Below are 16,437 nucleotides of genomic sequence, written 5' to 3'. Positions count from 1 at the left end.
GTAAAAAAATGGTTTTTAAGAAGAAGGACAAGTTTAACACATTGTTAAGCAATATTTCCGTGAATTTAAAAGATAGTGCAATTTACTTTGCCGACTATAAGATTAACAATGTCAGTGATTTAAAAACCTTTTCAAAAACAATGAAGGATTATGAAACAAAAGGAGATTCCTATGTTCATGAAGTCATTAAAGAATTAAATAACGCTTTTATTACGCCTATTGAAAGGGAAGATATCCTCCACCTCGCTATGAGCATGGATGATGTGCTGGATGGTTTTGAAGAATGTGCAGATTTATTTGAAATGTATTCAATGACACAGGCAGATGAATTTATGCTGAAGTTCGTTGATGCGATTAAAAACTGTGCAATTGAAATTGAAAAATGTGTGGTACTTCTTTCAACTAAGAAATTACTGCAGATCAGAGAGCATGCAATCAAAATAAAAGATTACGAATCCAAATGTGATGGAGTCCGCCGTCAGTCAATCAAGCATCTTTTTGCTACAGAAAAAGATCCTATTCGAATCATTCAATATAAAGAAATTTATGAAACTTTGGAAGAAATTGCTGACAGCTGCCAAAATGTCGCCAATACGCTTGAAACCATCATTATGAAAAATGCTTAAGGGGCGATCACAATGGATGCAATATTTATTATAACGATCTTAATTGTCATTGGGGCCCTGGCATTTGACTTTATCAATGGTTTTCATGATACAGCAAACGCAATAGCTACCTCGGTCTCCACCAAGGCTCTTAAACCAAGACATGCCATCGTTTTGGCAGCAGTCATGAACTTTGTTGGTGCCATGACATTTACTGGAGTTGCAAAAACCATTACCAAAGATATTGTGGACCCTTTTACCTTGCAGAATGGATCTCTTGTCATTCTAGCCGCTTTAATCGCTGCGATATTCTGGAATCTGCTGACTTGGTATTATGGCATCCCAAGCAGCTCTTCCCATGCGATCATAGGCTCGATAGCCGGTGCTGCGATTGCGGCAGCAGGATTTTCAGCTTTAAATTATCAGGGATTTTTAAAAATTCTTCAAGCACTTATCTTTTCGCCGTTAATTGCATTTGCAGCCGGTTTTATTGTTTACAGCATTTTCAAGATCGTTTTTAAACACAACAACCTCACTAAAACAAACAGGAATTTCAGGCTGTTCCAAATTTTCACTGCCGCACTGCAATCATATACACATGGAACAAATGATGCACAGAAAGCTATGGGTATTATTACAATGGCACTTATTGCAAACAATTATGTCACTTCAACAGATATTCCTTTCTGGGTACAGTTTTCCTGTGCTTTAGCCATGGGGCTTGGGACTTCCATCGGCGGCTGGAAAATTATCAAAACGGTCGGCGGAAAAATTATGAAGATCCGGCCAATAAATGGAGTGGCAGCAGACTTAACAGGTGCAATGATCATTTTTGGCGCTACATATATCCATTTGCCAGTCAGTACTACTCATGTTATCTCCTCTTCTATCCTGGGTGTAGGTTCTGCCCACAGACTTAAGGGAGTAAAATGGGGTACAGCGCAGAGAATGCTTATTACATGGGTAATCACCTTGCCAATATCAGCTACTTTAGCTGGCATTGTCTATTTAATATTGAATGCCATTTTTTAATAATAATTTTAAAAAGGAGCAGGCTGAGCCCACTCCTTTTTTTCATCCTAAATATTTTCTTTGAAAATCTGAAAGACTTTCATATTCATTTTCAAACAAACGCGATAAGCGTATATAAATCGGCATTAACTCCCTGTATACTTTTGCATCCTCTTCCTTCGGCTGATGGCTAAACGTTGCACCTACCATATCGGAGACAACATTTAAGTCCTCAACCACCCCTAAAGCATATAATCCAAGAATAGCCGCTCCCAGGCAAGAACTTTCATAGCTTTCAGGCACAACAACTTCCTGATTGAAAATATCGGCCATCATTTGGCGCCAAAGATCTGATCTGGCAAATCCTCCCGTTGCCTGAATCCTCTTCGGCTCCCCTGTCAGCTCCTCTAAAGCAAGCAATACAGTATATAAATTATAGATAACCCCTTCAAGCACAGAACGGATCATATGCTCTTTTTTATGGTGAAGGCTCAGACCAAAGAATGACCCCCTTGCGTTGGCATTCCATAAAGGTGCGCGTTCTCCTGTCATATAAGGATGGAAAATCAGGCCATCTGATCCAGGTGCAACTCCTGATGCAATCTTTGTTAATACATCATAAGGATCAATTCCCAGACGCTTGGCCGTTTCAACTTCTGATGCAGCGAATTCATCGCGCACCCAGCGGAAAAGCATGCCTCCATTATTTACCGGTCCTCCAATAACCCAGTGTTTTTCTGTTAGAGCGTAGCAGAAGATCCTTCCTTTTGGATCGGTTACGGGCTTATCGGTTACAGCACGGATCGCTCCGCTGGTTCCGATCGTTACAGCCACCACTCCTGGATCAATCGCATTAACTCCAAGGTTGGAAAGGACTCCGTCACTGGCACCTACAACAAATGGGGTATCCAAGCTTAAACCAGTCAGTTTTCTGAATTCCTCTTTCATCCCTCTTACAGAATAAGTAGTTGGAACAGGCTTCGACAGTTTTTCGGCTGTAATTCCAGCAGACTCTACCGCTTCTTTATCCCAGTCCAGCTTCTTCAAATTAAACATTCCAGTAGCTGATGCTATTGAATAATCAACGATGTACTCACTAAATAATTTGTGAAAAACATACTCTTTAATGGAGATAAATTTGCTGGTGCGCTTGAATATTTCCTCCTGCTCATTTTTCAGCCAAAGGATTTTCGACAGAGGTGACATCGGATGAATAGGCGTTCCAGTCCGTAAGTATATTTCATGGCCATTCATTTCCTTTTTTATCTTTTCAGCCCATTTTGCACTGCGGTTATCAGCCCAGGTAATGCTGTTTGTCAATGGCACCCCATCTGCGTCGACAGCTATGACACTATGCATGGCTGAACTGAAGGACACGCATGTAATATCCTCAGCTCTAACATTTGATTCCTTTATGCAGCCTCTAAGGGTTCCTAGAACAGCTTGAAAAATTTCTTCCGGGTCCTGTTCTGCAGTCGAAGGATTAGGAGTATGAAGAGGATACTCAATTGTGTATTTCCCAAGAACTTTACCGTTATGGTCAAATAATACTGATTTTGTACTTGTTGTTCCAATATCCGTACCGATTACATATTTTGTTGCAGACATTGATAATCTCCTTTCAAAAACAATTCTGAAAAAGCGTCACTTAAAAACTGAAGAAGGAAGCGGCTCTAACAAGTCGCCACTTCCCTTCTTCTTCATATTAATTTTAGGCAATAAAGAAGCCAAGTATAAATACTGTCGCAAACCCGACTAAAGCAATTAATGTTTCCATCACTGTCCATGATTTCAGTGTATCTTTAACGTCAAGGCCGAAATAGCGGTTCACAAGCCAGAAGCCAGAGTCGTTAACATGTGAGAATATCGTTGCGCCGGCCGCAATGGAGATAACAATCAATCCAAGTACCGGACCTTCAAGTCCCATTGTTTCAATAAGCGGAGCCATCAATCCTGCAGCTGTAACCATGGCTACAGTGGCTGAACCTTGGGCAACACGTACAAAAGTAGAAATCAGAAAGGCCAGGAGGATTGGAGGCAGGGCGGAAGCAGCCATCATATCTCCCAATACCTGTCCAACACCTGAATCAATCAGGACCTGTTTGAAAACACCTCCGGCACCAGTAACAAGGATGATAATCCCTGCCGGCTCTAAAGACTTTGTAGCAATATCCTGGACTTCCTGACGGGAGTAACCGCGTTTTGTTCCAAGACTGTAGAATGCCAGTAAAGTAGCCAAAGTCAAGGCAACAAAAGGGTGACCCATAAAGGTGAAGAATGCTCTTAATCCATTTCCTTCTTCCAAAATAACACCTGATACAGTATTTAGAAGGATTAAAACCAGCGGAATGAAAATGATGCTTGCAATTAGCGCAAAGCTCGGAAGCTCTTTGTCATATTCTTTTTCCTCTATTTGCATATAATCTGGAACCGATACATGTATTTTTTTCGCGATATACTTACCAAACAAAGGACCCGCGATAATCATAGAAGGAATACCGGCAATAACACCAAATAAAATTACCCAGCCAAGATCAGCACCAATTAAATCTGCTACAGCTATCGGTCCCGGAGTCGGCGGAATAAAGCTATGTGTAACTGCCAAACCGGCTAAAAGCGGAATCCCGTAGTAAAGCAATGACTTTCCTGTTTTCTTTGCCAGACCATAAACAATCGGCACAAGAATGATAAAACCAACATCAAAAAATACTGGAATTGCGACAATAAAACCTGTAATACCTAGCGCCCATTGAGCTTTATCTTCACCGAATTTCTTGATCATTGTCTGTGCAAGACGTTCAGCACCTCCAGAAACCTCGAGCATACGGCCAAACATTGCACCAAGACCCACAACAACAGCTACGAAACCAAGTGTTCCGCCCATCCCATTCTGGACTGATTGAATTACACCATCAAGCGGCATCCCTGCTGCAATCCCAACTAGCAAACTCACAAGCAATAAAGCTACAAAAGCATGAAGCTTCGTTTTCATAACTAAGAATAATAACAAGAAGATACCAGCCATCGCTACTAATATTAACATTGAGCCTGACATTTCATTTTCCCCCTTTGTATTTGAAGCGTTTTCATTTATTGATAAAAATATATATCTGCGGGATTTGGAAAGCTGCCATTGGCAGCTAGTCCAGTTCCCAAAAAAGTTTATTTCTTTTCTACTGCATGTCCGCCAAATTCATTTCTTAGTGCAGCGACCACTTTACCCGAGAATGTATCTTCTTCCAGTGAGCGGTAGCGCATCATTAATGACATGGTAATGACTGGAGCAGCTGTCTGTAGATCAAGGGCTGTTTCAACCGTCCACTTCCCTTCACCGGATGAATGCATGACACCTTTTAAGCCATCAAGCTTAGCATCCTTCGAGAATGCATTTTCAGTTAGTTCCATTAGCCATGAACGAATTACAGAACCGTTATTCCAAACTTTAGCGACTTTTTCATAATCATAGTCAAACGGGCTCTTTTCAAGGATTTCAAATCCCTCCGCAATTGCCTGCATCATGCCGTACTCAATTCCGTTATGTACCATTTTCAGAAAATGGCCACTTCCTGTTCTTCCGGCATACATATAGCCGTTTTCCACAGTAATATCCTTAAAAATTGGCTCAATTGTTTTAAAAACTTCCGCATCCCCGCCAATCATTGTGCATGCCCCATTGCGTGCACCTTCCATACCGCCGCTTGTACCGCAATCGAAGAAATAAATTCCTTTTTCCTGCAGCATTTCAGCTCTGCGCAGCGTTTCCTTATAATTGGAGTTGCCTCCATCGATTAATATATCGCCTTCTTCGAGAAGTGCTGATGTCTCCTCAATAACTGCCTCTGTAATATCACCTGCAGGCACCATCATCCATACCACACGCGGCTTTGTAAGATTGTTGACCATTTCCGCAATAGATGGGACTCCTTTAATCCCTTCAGCAGAAATTTTTTCGATTATATTATTGTCTTTATCAAATGCTGTCACTTCATGTCCATGGTCTTTCAAATTCAGGGATAAGTTGTATCCCATCTTTCCTAGACCGATCATTCCTACTTGCATAATTGCCTCCTGGATGAAGAAAATTTTTTTCGTATGTGACTTTATTATACAAAATATTTTTCTGTTTGCAATCGTTTTCAAAAAAATATTTTTCGATTATAATAGAAATTGAATTTAGAAAGCGCTTTATTCCCTTCTATCTTCTATACCTAATGAAAAAATTTTTTTAAATTTATTTTAGGGAGTTGCCCATAAATGGTTCATGATAACTTATATTGTTTTGCCCGAATTAAAACACATTATGCAAAATTCAGCGATAAAGAAAAAAAGATTGCAGACTATATTCTTGAACACCCTGAAAAAATCGTTCACAGCTCCATTAACCAGCTTGCTGATGACCTTGGCATAGCTGATTCAACTGTATTCCGTTTTTGCAAACGGATTGGCTTTAAAGGCTATCAGGCTCTTAAAATAGCATTGGCGTCGGAAATCGTTACACCTATTAAGGATATTCATGAAACCATTAATGAAGATGATGGAATCCTGACTGTTTCGGAAAAGGTGTTCCGCTCCAATATCAAGACCCTTGAAGATACCCTTGGAATCATTGGCGGGGGGGCTTTTGAAAAAGCAGTCGACCTAATATTGAATGCAAATAAAGTCGAATTTGTCGGGAGCGGCGGATCCAGTATTATCGCGATGGATGCTTACCACAAATTCATCCGCACCGGCATTACTGTGCTGGCAAACAGCGATTCGCATTTGCAGCTAATGTCGGCTTCGCAGCTGACCGAGAATGATGTGGCAGTTTTTATTTCTCACTCCGGCACAACAAAGGATGTCATTCAGGTTCTTAATGTGGCAAAACAAAATAAGGTGAAAACCATTGCCATTACAAATTTTGCAAAATCACCGCTCAGCCATAATGTTGATATCTCACTTTTCACAGTAGCAGAAGAAACCGATTACCGCTCTGAGGCCCTATCTTCCCGGATTGCGCAGCTAAGTATTATTGACGCGCTATACGTGAACGTCATGATGGCAAGAAAAGAAGATGGCAAAAAAGCACTCCACAAGATGCGGAATGCTATTTCAGTTAAAAGGATATAAAAAGGCAAGGGCTTATCCCTTGTCTTTTTCAGTTATCAATTCATCAATGGGAATTTCAGAGAAAGCTTTATACCGCATAACCTTTTCGTGAAAAGAGAGGAAATGCGTCACATCATTCGGAACAGCCGCACAGTGCATTCCTGCCTGAACAGCTGCGATTGATCCATTTACGGAATCTTCAATGGCCAGACTTTCTCCCGGCTCGACGCCCATTTCTTCTAGTGCTTTTATGTAAAGAGCCGGATCAGGCTTTACTTTTTCAACATCTTCTTTTGTTTTAATCGTTTGAAATTGACCCTCAATTCCAAAATGGTTCAGATAATGCTTAACCCAATCCCTGCCGGAGCTGGATGCAACTCCAAGCTTAAGGCCTTTTTCAATGCACTTTTCTATTAGGTCCTTAATCCCTTCCCTCAGAATTAAAATATCCCTTTGACTATTGAATGCTTTTTCTGTTTTTTCCTGAACAGATTCTCGATTAATTTGAATACCTAATTTACTGTCAATATAATTAAATAGAATATCATCTGTGGTGCCAATGCCCTTCGCAAAATCCTCCAGCCCAAGCTCAAATCCATAATCTTCTGACAGGGTTTGTTTAAAGACCTCATACCATAAAGACTCTGTGTCTACAATGGTTCCATCAAAATCAAAAATTACAGCTCTTATCATTCTGCCACCGCCTCCTGATTCTTTCCCCTTACATTAGACGTTACTGCTATATTAAAGTTACTAGGTTGAAGAAAGCCGGGAACTATTTTCCCGGCTTTTGAAGTATTTTGCTTGTAAGCTTTCGGATGATCTCAGGCAAAACTTTAAACGTATATGGTTTATAGACCCGTTCAGTCCACTTATGGCCAGCCTTCCCATAAACTCCAAGGTTAATGACAGGAATACTTAAATCTCTCATTGCCTTTAATGGAATGGGAAAAAGGCTTTTTATAGCAGGAAAGTTCTTTTTAAGAGATTGTATATCCTCATCCGAGCCGTCAAAAGATAGGAAGCTTCCGTCAGATAAGTAGGGAAAATATTTGCGGATCTTGAATGCTTCACCTGTTTTCTCAGCCTCTTCAGCAAGCACTTCCTCCAGGCAATTTTTCAAAAAGATTCCTCTTTCTGCATTCACATCAACCGTGTTGGCAGGAAGAAAAGGTGTTCCATAAAATAAAACCACTCTAGGTTTCTTCTCAGGATCTGATTGGTGTAAAGCTTCTACAATATCAAAAGCAATCATTCTGGCATCGGTTTCTTTAAGCGAGCTTTGCTTCCTTGCTTCTTCCATAACACTCACTGTATCTATGCCCTTCTCTTCAAGGTAAACAAGAAAATCCTCTAAAGGCGTCACCTCTGTTCCCCAATCCAGCTGTCTTTCCGGCAGCTTATTGACAGTCCGAAAATCTTTATAGGCACCTTTCAGCCGGTGCTCTACTGCAATAGCTGCATCTTCGGCAATCATCCCCAGTTCTTTCGAGAGCTGCTTCAGGGGTTTTTCATAGAAAAAGTAATTGAAGTAAACCCTGCAGCCGACTGCCGTCTGAACATCATAGCGTTTTTTATCATCTCTCATATATAAACAGCTTGGAGGAAGCACCAGCTCCCCTTCAAGCTTCTCAGTCAGCTGAAAATTCTGGCTTATACGGGCGGTCAGCTCTGCAGCAATCAAAGTTGGATCAATCCCCGCAAGACTTTCACCTGCATGGGTCTCCCTTCCGAAAATAGAAAAACACGGCAGGATTTTTCCCGCTGTACCGGTGTATATATACTTTGTGGTGTCCCCATCATACAATGGCGAGATAAAATCATTATTAATTGCAGCCAGATATTCCAGGCCCATTTTTTCTTTCAGCCTTAGCAATTCGGACAGGGCGGCTCTGCTTCCTTTATGCTCGCCCTCTTCATCAGCATTAAACATGACAAGCAAATTGCCGTCCAATTCGTCGGGATTTTCCGAGAAAAACAAGAGATTGGCAAGATGGACAGCAATTCCGCTCTGCATATCCAAGGCTCCTCTGCCAAAAAGCCACTCCTCAGACCGGGCATCTTCCTGCACTTCCGGATCAGAGCCATATTGTACAAAGAACTCCTGCAGCTTATCGGGATCATGGGCCATGCCCTGAATCGGGCCAAAATCCTCTGTGCCGACCGTGTCTAAATGTGCCAGATATATAATAGTTTTTTTGCCTCTGGAACGCCCCTTGAGGAAGGCAAACACATTCTTGCGGCCCAATTCATCACCAGGTATTTCCTGAGTCCATACTAAATTATCATTATTATAAAAAGATGGGTACGAGTGTATTATTTCTTTTAAAAAGTCAGCTTTATGCTTTTCTCCATCCGAATGATTGTAGCTCTTCATCTGCACAAGGGCCTTTGTTAAATATTCGGCCTGCTGACTCAAATTCATTGTTTTAAGATTTGCAAACATAGGCCAACCCCATTTCGTTACTGTTTGACAATAGTGTATAAGCATACTCCATTGATAATCAACACATTTTTATATAATGGCTGTTTCACGGAAAGCAAGTTTCCGTATCCAAGCTTTTTTCTTTATATAAGGATGAAACCGCCAATATATAGAATAATAACATTAAGGTCTTGAAATCTATATCAAAAACGAATATTATATAATTTGTTCTTTCTTAACGTTCGTATTTATTGATAACACATACAAGCTGAAAGAAGTTTTAGTTTATGGGGGACTTTATATGTTCAAATTAAAAGAAAATCAAACAAACGTAAAGACCGAAGTTCTGGCAGGCATCACCACTTTCTTAACTATGGTTTATATAGTGGTTGTTAACCCTGTCATATTATCTGATGCAGGTGTACCTTTTGAGCAAGTTTTTTCCGCAACCATTATCGCAACCGTTGCAGGTACCCTTTGGATGGCACTGTTCGCCAATTATCCGATTGCCATCGCACCGGGAATGGGCCTGAACGCCTATTTTGCCTATTCCGTTGTCGGCACACATGGAAATATTGATTACATGACTGCATTCTCAGCAGTATTTATTGCAGGTATTATCTTCATTATATTGTCGCTTACCCCTTTCCGGGAAAAACTGATCATTGCAATACCGGATAATTTAAAGCACGGAATTACTGCTGGAATCGGCTTATTTATTGCATTTATCGGCTTACGGTTAACCGGGCTGATTACAAGCCACCCAACAAATCTTGTTGCACTCGGGGACTTGCATTCTCCACAATCCATTCTTGCTCTTGTCGGTCTTGCTGTGACTTTAATTCTTATGACACTTGGGATTAATGGGGCTTTATTTTTCGGAATGATTCTCACAGCCTTAATTGCCTTCTTTACCGGCCAGCTCTCTTTTGAACAAGGATTTGTTTCGCTGCCTACGCTTCCGGATGGGATCATCATTTTAAATCCATTCGAAGCAATCGGAGATGTTATCCAGCATAGTTTATACGCAGTAGTTTTCTCCTTCCTGCTTGTAACGATTTTTGATACGACTGGAACGATGATCGGTGTGGCCCAGCAGGCGGGATTAATGAAGGGCAATACGATGCCTAGAGCTCGTGAGGCGCTTTTGTCAGACTCCATCGCTACTTCTATCGGTGCCATGTTTGGTACAAGCCCGACTTCAGCTTATATTGAATCTTCTACAGGTGTGTCAGCGGGCGGAAGAACAGGATTAACAACCTTGACTGTTGCAGGTTTGTTCCTGGCTGCAGCTTTCTTCGGACCGCTTGTCAGTGCGGTATCAGGACTTGCTGCCATTACTGCACCAGCCCTGATCATCGTTGGAAGCCTGATGATGGGCAGCATTTCACATATTAAGTGGAATGAACTTGATGAAGCATTCCCTGCATTTCTGATTATCTTAAGCATGCCGCTGACATCCAGCATTGCAACAGGAATTGCGCTTGGATTCATCGCTTATCCTCTTATGAAAGTGGTAAAAGGCAAATGGAGAGAAGTTCATCCGCTGGTTTATTTATTTGCCGTGCTATTCTTTTATCAGCTCGCATTCCTGCCGCACTAAAAAGAAAAGCGGAATCCCTTATAACAAAAGCTTGTCCAAATCGGACAAGCTTTTTTGTTTTTTAACGCTTCTATTTAATACCCGACCATTCATATTCTATAAGTATAGAATTGGACAAGTTAGGGTGATAGCTTATGTATGAAAAGCTGTTTGCAACTTTAATTGGAAGTTTATTATTAGGGATAGGCATTAACGGTTTCCTTGTCCCTCACCATTTGCTAGATGGGGGCATTATTGGCATTGGGCTGATCCTCCATTATTATTACGAGCTTCCCACTGGATTGAGCATGATTGTCTTAAGCATTCCATTGTATGTACTTGCCTGGTTTTATGAGAAGAAATATTTTTTCTATAGTCTGCACGGACTCCTGATTTCATCCTTCATAATTGATTTGCTTTCTGCTATCCGAGGTCATTTCGATCTTTCCATATTGCCCAGCTCGATTTTAGGCGGCTGCCTGGTCGGTTTTGGGATCGGCCTTATGCTCCGTTATGAAACCAGTACAGGGGGGACTGACCTGCTGGCACAGCTGATGACAAAGCTCCTCCCTATTAATATCGGCGCTTTAATATTTGCAATTGATGGATTGGTCATTTTAAGCGGTTTAAAAATTGTCGGTATTGAAAAGTTCCTGTACTCATTTATCACCATCATATTTGTTGGCGCTATGACATCGCTAACAGTTATAAGAAAAGAGCAGAATATCGTTGAATGAAAAAAGCGACAGATGCCCCCGCACCTGTCGCTTTTCTTATGCTTATGCTTATGCTTCTGCTTCTATTTTTTCATTCATGTCGCTATACAGATTTCCATCAATTTCACCGGTGATACGGCTCGTCAAAATACCTGAGGTCATGGATCCGCTGACGTTAACAGCTGTGCGTCCCATGTCTATCAGCGGTTCAATTGAGATCAGCAAGCCGGCCAGTGCAACTGGCAGGTCAAGGGCAGATAATACCAGGATCGCTGCGAACGTCGCACCGCCGCCGACCCCTGCCACACCAAAGGAGCTGATTGCTACAATAAGAATGACGGTAAAAATAAATCCTGGTGACAGCGGGTTAATGCCTACAGTCGGAGCAATCATTACCGCCAGCATTGCCGGATAGATTCCAGCACATCCATTTTGGCCAATGGAAAGACCAAATGACCCGGCAAAGTTTGCAATTCCTTCAGGAACCCCCAGTGACTTTTGTGTTTTAATGTTCAATGGCAATGCACCAGCACTTGTTCTGGATGTAAAGGCAAATGTTAATACAGGAAATGCTTTTTTCATATATGTGATTGGATTTAAACCGCTCATTGTTAAAAGCAGCAGGTGAATCAGGAACATGATGGCAAGTGCCACATAAGAAGCAATAACAAATTTCCCTAAATTTAGAATCGAGTCGAAATCACTCATGGCCACTGTTTTCGTCATAATGGCCAATACTCCGTACGGAGTCAAGCGCAGAATTAATGTGACAACACGCATGATAATTGCATAGAAGGCATCAACAATTTTCGCAAAAAGGTCAGCCTGCTCGGGTGATTTCCGTCTGACACCCAGGTAAGCAATTCCTAAAAAGGCTGCAAAGATAACAACTGAAATGGTGGATGTAGGCCTTGCTCCTGTAAAATCAAGGAATGGATTGGCCGGAAGAAGATCCAGCATCTGCTGTGGGAATGTCCTTCCTTCAATGCCCTGATAGGTTTCTTCAAGCTGTTCCCCGCGGGCTGTCTCTGCATCGCCTCCGCTGATTTGGACTGCCTCCAAGTCAAAGCCGACAGCTGTTGCAATCCCTACAGCGGCAGCAACTGCAGTTGTGCCTACAAGCAGCCCAAGGATAAGCACACTGATTCTTCCAATATTATTAGTTAATTTTAGCTTAGTAAATGCACCTAATATAGAAATGAAGACAAGCGGCATTACAATCATTTGCAGGAATTTGACATAACCCCCGCCTACTAAATTGAACCAGTCTGCAGATTTAGCAATGATCTCAGCACCAGGTCCGTAAATCAGCTGAAGGGCGAAGCCAAACAAAATCCCTAATCCAAGCGCTGTAAACACACGCTTTGAGAATGAAATATGCTTTTGTTGCATAAAGAATAATACGCCTATAAGCAGAAGCATAATGGCAATATTTAAAACTAAAAGTCCTGTACTCATCGGACTGAATCCTCCCCAATAGATGTTTTCATAATGACTTACTATAATACATGTATTCCTATGAGTCAAGTCGGGATTAAAATTTAAATTTTCTTATTATATATTCCATTCTGCCTTGAAAGGTTCAGTGTTTTCCCTTTGATCTGTGCCTAAATTTCAGCGACAATTAGATCACCCGGCAGTTGTATATCTGCCGGGATTAGGTAAATATATCTGTTTAATTGTTTTTCTCTGAAAGAGCCTTTGTTTTTTCAAAACATTGATCCATTGCACTCATTACCGCTGCACGGAACCCAGTTCTCTCCAGTTCGGCAACTGCTTCAATCGTTGCTCCACCTGGAGTACAGACCTCATCCTTTAATTCCGCTGGATGCAGACCCGTTTCCAGCACCATCTTGGCTGCCCCCAAAACAGCCTGTGCGGCGAGCTGATAAGACTGTTCACGGGGCAATCCTGCTTTTACACCGCCATCTGCCAATGCTTCAATGAACATATAGGCATACGCTGGAGAAGAACCGCTTATAGCAGGAATAGCGTCCATCAGCTTTTCTTCCATAAAAGCTGCTCTTCCAATGCATGAAAATATTTTTTCCACTTCCTCCATATCATCTGGAGATACTGATTCATTAACAGAAAGGACGGTCATTCCTTCTCCTACTAATGATGGCGTATTTGGCATGGTTCGTACTGCTCTGACTTTCCGGCCAAATGACTGTTCCAGAAATGATAGGCTGATGCCGGCCGCAATGGTTATGATGATGGCATGGGAGCGAAGGCTATCTTTAATCTCATCAATAACTTCCCCATGTGCATCAGGCTTAATAGCCAAAAACAGTATATCCGCTTCTTCCGCTGCTCCAATATTGGAAAGGCGTGTTTGTATATTCCACCTGCTTTTTACATCCTCAAGCGTCTTTTCAGTTCTGGCAGAAGCAATAATCTGGATTGGATTTACCAGATTGGATTTGAGTATTCCTCCAATTATGGCCTGAGCCATTTTTCCGCATCCGATAAAACCGATATTTTTATTCATCAATGCCCACATCCTGTATAGTATTTCCTTTTGCTATTATACTGCAGGTATGGTTATGAAAAAATAGCAAAGGGTAAAAACATAAGACACGATACTGCAACACAATAAAATTCTGTTTGGAGAGATTGATCTTGAAAGTTATAAATCCATATGCTCCTCTGCCAGAAAGCTTTTTTCAGCAGCCGACACTACTATTGGCGGAAGCACTGCTGGGCTGCTTATTGATCAAAGAAACGGAAGAGGGAATCGCCTCAGGCTATATCGTTGAGACAGAAGCATATATGGGCCCGGAAGACAGGGCAGCTCACAGCTTTGGGAACAGGAGAACAAAGCGGACCGAAATCATGTTCAATGAACCTGGATTTGTCTACACGTATGTGATGCATACCCATTGTCTGGTTAATGTTGTTAGCGGCCCAAAGGAAAAGCCGGAAGCTGTATTGATCAGGGGAATTGAACCTGTAGATGGGCTTGATTTAATGAAAAAAAGACGAAAAATGGAGAATCTGAAGAACCTCACAAATGGGCCAGGTAAATTAACCAAAGCTCTCGATATTACAATAGATGATTATGGACGGCATTTTACAAGCCCCCCTCTTATGATTGCTAAAGGAATTCCTCCCGGGAAAGTCACACGCGGAAAACGAATCGGAATTGATAATTCCGGTGATGCAAGGAATTATCCCTGGAGATTTTGGATTGCTGAAAACCCTTTTGTTTCACGCAGCAGGAAGTAAGAAGAAGAAATTAATAAACAGCAAACCGGAAAAACTCTTCAGAACAAAGGGTTTTCCGGTAATTTTCTATTGATATTACCTGGAATTCCTCTGCACCCGTGAATGGATCCAGGTTGATAACTGAAACAGCAGCATGCCGGCCAAAGCTGCAATCAGGATATAAGCCCCGGCAAATACTTTAAGGCCCCCTGTGGCCAATCCGGCAATAATTACAGAGAATTCTCCTCTTGATGATAATGATAATCCCGCCTTTAGAGCTTCCTGTTTCGACAGGCCATACCATTGCCCTCCAAAATACCCTGCAGCAAGCTTGTGAATGATGGACCAGATAACAATAATAACCAGAAGACCGAAAGAAGGAATTTCTTCATTAAACTCAAGCGAAAGCCCGAAATTCAAGAAAAAAAACGGAAGAAACAAATTCCTTACGGGAAGTACAACTTCCTCTGTTTTTTCTTTTACCTCCGTTCCGGCAAGAATGATGCCGGCAAGAAATGCGCCAATAACCTCTGATAGCCCCAGAAATACTGCAAATCCGCCATAGGTAATCGCTACTCCGAGAACAAGAATCAAAAAGGAATCTTCATGAGCAACTTTCTTCATCCAATGCTGGGCTTTATGAAGAACTATTCTGCTCATCCAAACTGCAGCGCCAGCAGGAAGAGAAACCTTTAGAAAAATAAACAGAAAATCTGCAGCGGAGAAACTATTTCCGCCGCTCAGCCCAATCAACACGGTCACTAGTATCGGGGCAGTGAGGTCTTCAAAAATCAGAAGAGAGAGCATATATTCAGAGTCTTTATCTTCAAGGCGATTTTTTGATTCCAGCAGCTTAACAGTAATTGAAGAACTGGTTGCATATACAATTCCAGCAATCAATAAAGAGACAAACATGTTTTGACCTGCAGCATAGGCAATTCCCGCAGTCACTCCCACTCCCAGAAAAACATCCAATAGCCCGGATTTCCAGACTTTCCTTCCATTATTCCTTAATTCACCCACAGAGAATTTTGTGCCAAGCAGAAAGAATAACAGAATTAAGCCAATTTCACCTGCAGTTTCAATTACTTTCGCCTCTTTGTAAAATCCAAAAAAACCGATGCAGGTTCCTAAAATAATATAAATAACAATATCAGGAATCCTTAGGATTTTAATCCCGATTATTGCAGTTATATAAAGGGCAATAAAAATGAGCCCAATTGCAAGAGGCATATTCATATTCCGTTTTTCATCCTTTTCTGAAATTGTATTTTTACGGACTATAAATACCCTCTTTGTTTGAATTTCACTCCTGCCAGTTAGATCCAAAATTAGATAGCATTCATTGCGTATTCCCTTCAAGCATTTCTTTCGGTTATATTTGATTTCGGAAGAATGCTTAATTATTTATAAAGAGAAAATTCGACAGGTACCTGGCACCAATAAAATTTGTCGATAAAAAAACAGGCTATTTTACTGGACTTTTTTTATTAAAGCGTTTATTTTACTATAAAAAGGCAATATTCTATGTATAAGTTTCAATAAAACGGAATGGGATGGTGTTACGATGGCAGACAAGAAAAATGTTAAAACTCCCGGCAAAGATCTCAATATTGGTGCGAATGTTTCATTAAACGGCCTGGTAACAGCTGTTTTTGATAATATGGTCCATGTCCAGATTGGTGCTAAGATTGTAACAGTTCATGTAAAAGACCTTTATTCTGGATTAAATAACCCTTTGTTAAAGAACCAGCAGGCTTAAAGTGAAACTTCAATCAGTGAGGGGGCTTTATACTCCCACTG

Annotated in this window: 15 protein-coding genes; 7 read left to right on the top strand and 8 right to left on the bottom strand. The window is 41.3% G+C overall.

Going from position 1 to position 16,437, the window contains the following annotated elements:
* Positions 1–8: 8 nt before the first annotated feature.
* Both JI665_RS00275 and JI665_RS00270 read left to right on the top strand, forming a co-directional pair.
* Positions 9–626 (top strand): DUF47 domain-containing protein, encoded by a 618-nt coding sequence (locus tag JI665_RS00275; protein WP_206834824.1) that lies wholly within the window; start codon positions 9–11, stop codon positions 624–626.
* 12 nt (positions 627–638) lie between these two features.
* Entirely contained in the window at positions 639–1,637 is a 999-nt protein-coding gene (locus JI665_RS00270; protein WP_206834821.1) for an inorganic phosphate transporter, read from the top strand.
* 42 nt (positions 1,638–1,679) lie between these two features.
* Here JI665_RS00270 and gntK read toward each other — a convergent pair whose 3' ends face one another.
* The 3 genes from gntK to gnd form a co-directional block, all read right to left on the bottom strand.
* Entirely contained in the window at positions 1,680–3,224 is a 1,545-nt protein-coding gene (gntK, locus tag JI665_RS00265) for a gluconokinase (RefSeq protein ID WP_206834819.1), read from the bottom strand.
* 103 nt (positions 3,225–3,327) lie between these two features.
* Entirely contained in the window at positions 3,328–4,671 is a 1,344-nt protein-coding gene (locus tag JI665_RS00260; protein WP_206834817.1) for a GntP family permease, read from the bottom strand.
* 107 nt (positions 4,672–4,778) lie between these two features.
* On the bottom strand, positions 4,779–5,675 hold the full coding sequence (gene gnd / locus JI665_RS00255; protein ID WP_206834815.1) for a phosphogluconate dehydrogenase (NAD(+)-dependent, decarboxylating): 897 nt from the start codon (positions 5,673–5,675) through the stop codon (positions 4,779–4,781).
* A 195-nt stretch (positions 5,676–5,870) separates the two neighbouring features.
* Between gnd and JI665_RS00250 the strand changes: the two genes are divergently transcribed.
* Positions 5,871–6,725 carry a MurR/RpiR family transcriptional regulator gene (locus tag JI665_RS00250; protein ID WP_206834812.1) on the top strand — a complete coding sequence of 285 codons (855 nt, stop codon included), beginning with the start codon at positions 5,871–5,873 and terminating at the stop codon, positions 6,723–6,725.
* Positions 6,726–6,737: 12 nt separating this feature from the next.
* On the opposite strand, the gene JI665_RS00245 is transcribed toward JI665_RS00250, so the two are convergent.
* Both JI665_RS00245 and JI665_RS00240 read right to left on the bottom strand, forming a co-directional pair.
* The gene (locus JI665_RS00245) at positions 6,738–7,397 is read right to left on the bottom strand and encodes an HAD family hydrolase (RefSeq protein ID WP_206834808.1); all 660 of its coding nucleotides are present in this window, start codon (positions 7,395–7,397) and stop codon (positions 6,738–6,740) included.
* A gap of 82 nt (positions 7,398–7,479) precedes the next feature.
* A complete protein-coding gene (locus tag JI665_RS00240; protein ID WP_206834805.1) occupies positions 7,480–9,150 on the bottom strand; it encodes a M20 family metallopeptidase in 1,671 nt (556 codons plus the stop codon).
* A 280-nt stretch (positions 9,151–9,430) separates the two neighbouring features.
* Between JI665_RS00240 and JI665_RS00235 the strand changes: the two genes are divergently transcribed.
* Complete coding sequence (locus JI665_RS00235) at positions 9,431–10,732, top strand: NCS2 family permease (protein ID WP_206834802.1); 1,302 nt, start codon at positions 9,431–9,433, stop codon at positions 10,730–10,732.
* 134 nt (positions 10,733–10,866) lie between these two features.
* Positions 10,867–11,448, top strand: a complete 582-nt coding sequence (locus JI665_RS00230; protein WP_206834799.1) for a YitT family protein — start codon at positions 10,867–10,869, stop codon at positions 11,446–11,448.
* A gap of 48 nt (positions 11,449–11,496) precedes the next feature.
* On the opposite strand, the gene JI665_RS00225 is transcribed toward JI665_RS00230, so the two are convergent.
* Positions 11,497–12,885, bottom strand: coding sequence for an L-cystine transporter (locus JI665_RS00225; RefSeq protein ID WP_206834796.1), 1,389 nt, complete (start codon positions 12,883–12,885; stop codon positions 11,497–11,499).
* A 217-nt stretch (positions 12,886–13,102) separates the two neighbouring features.
* Positions 13,103–13,918, bottom strand: a complete 816-nt coding sequence (proC, locus tag JI665_RS00220; RefSeq protein WP_206834793.1) for a pyrroline-5-carboxylate reductase — start codon at positions 13,916–13,918, stop codon at positions 13,103–13,105.
* 140 nt (positions 13,919–14,058) lie between these two features.
* Here proC and JI665_RS00215 point away from each other — a divergent pair, with 140 nt between their 5' ends.
* Positions 14,059–14,655, top strand: a complete 597-nt coding sequence (locus JI665_RS00215; protein WP_206837595.1) for a DNA-3-methyladenine glycosylase — start codon at positions 14,059–14,061, stop codon at positions 14,653–14,655.
* A 75-nt stretch (positions 14,656–14,730) separates the two neighbouring features.
* Here the strand turns inward: JI665_RS00215 and JI665_RS00210 are convergent, their stop codons facing one another.
* Positions 14,731–15,873, bottom strand: a complete 1,143-nt coding sequence (locus tag JI665_RS00210) for a cation:proton antiporter (protein ID WP_206834791.1) — start codon at positions 15,871–15,873, stop codon at positions 14,731–14,733.
* Between the two features lie 328 nt (positions 15,874–16,201).
* Between JI665_RS00210 and JI665_RS00205 the strand changes: the two genes are divergently transcribed.
* Positions 16,202–16,396 carry a hypothetical protein gene (locus JI665_RS00205; protein ID WP_206834788.1) on the top strand — a complete coding sequence of 65 codons (195 nt, stop codon included), beginning with the start codon at positions 16,202–16,204 and terminating at the stop codon, positions 16,394–16,396.
* Positions 16,397–16,437: the final 41 nt, after the last annotated feature.

The sequence above is a fragment of the Bacillus sp. NTK034 genome (assembly GCF_017303275.1).
Taxonomy (GTDB): Bacteria; Bacillota; Bacilli; order Bacillales; family Cytobacillaceae; genus Cytobacillus.
The sequence above is the reverse complement of the archived record's forward strand: the minus strand, read 5'-3'. Positions and strand labels throughout refer to the sequence as shown.

Coding starts and splice junctions, on each gene's coding strand:
- JI665_RS00275 (WP_206834824.1), top strand. CDS start 9: ATGGTTTTTAAGAAGAAGGACAAGTTTAACACATTGTTAAGCAATATT.
- JI665_RS00270 (WP_206834821.1), top strand. CDS start 639: ATGGATGCAATATTTATTATAACGATCTTAATTGTCATTGGGGCCCTG.
- gntK (WP_206834819.1), bottom strand. CDS start 3,224: ATGTCTGCAACAAAATATGTAATCGGTACGGATATTGGAACAACAAGT.
- JI665_RS00260 (WP_206834817.1), bottom strand. CDS start 4,671: ATGTCAGGCTCAATGTTAATATTAGTAGCGATGGCTGGTATCTTCTTG.
- gnd (WP_206834815.1), bottom strand. CDS start 5,675: ATGCAAGTAGGAATGATCGGTCTAGGAAAGATGGGATACAACTTATCC.
- JI665_RS00250 (WP_206834812.1), top strand. CDS start 5,871: ATGGTTCATGATAACTTATATTGTTTTGCCCGAATTAAAACACATTAT.
- JI665_RS00245 (WP_206834808.1), bottom strand. CDS start 7,397: ATGATAAGAGCTGTAATTTTTGATTTTGATGGAACCATTGTAGACACA.
- JI665_RS00240 (WP_206834805.1), bottom strand. CDS start 9,150: ATGTTTGCAAATCTTAAAACAATGAATTTGAGTCAGCAGGCCGAATAT.
- JI665_RS00235 (WP_206834802.1), top strand. CDS start 9,431: ATGTTCAAATTAAAAGAAAATCAAACAAACGTAAAGACCGAAGTTCTG.
- JI665_RS00230 (WP_206834799.1), top strand. CDS start 10,867: ATGTATGAAAAGCTGTTTGCAACTTTAATTGGAAGTTTATTATTAGGG.
- JI665_RS00225 (WP_206834796.1), bottom strand. CDS start 12,885: ATGAGTACAGGACTTTTAGTTTTAAATATTGCCATTATGCTTCTGCTT.
- proC (WP_206834793.1), bottom strand. CDS start 13,918: ATGAATAAAAATATCGGTTTTATCGGATGCGGAAAAATGGCTCAGGCC.
- JI665_RS00210 (WP_206834791.1), bottom strand. CDS start 15,873: ATGAATATGCCTCTTGCAATTGGGCTCATTTTTATTGCCCTTTATATA.
- JI665_RS00205 (WP_206834788.1), top strand. CDS start 16,202: ATGGCAGACAAGAAAAATGTTAAAACTCCCGGCAAAGATCTCAATATT.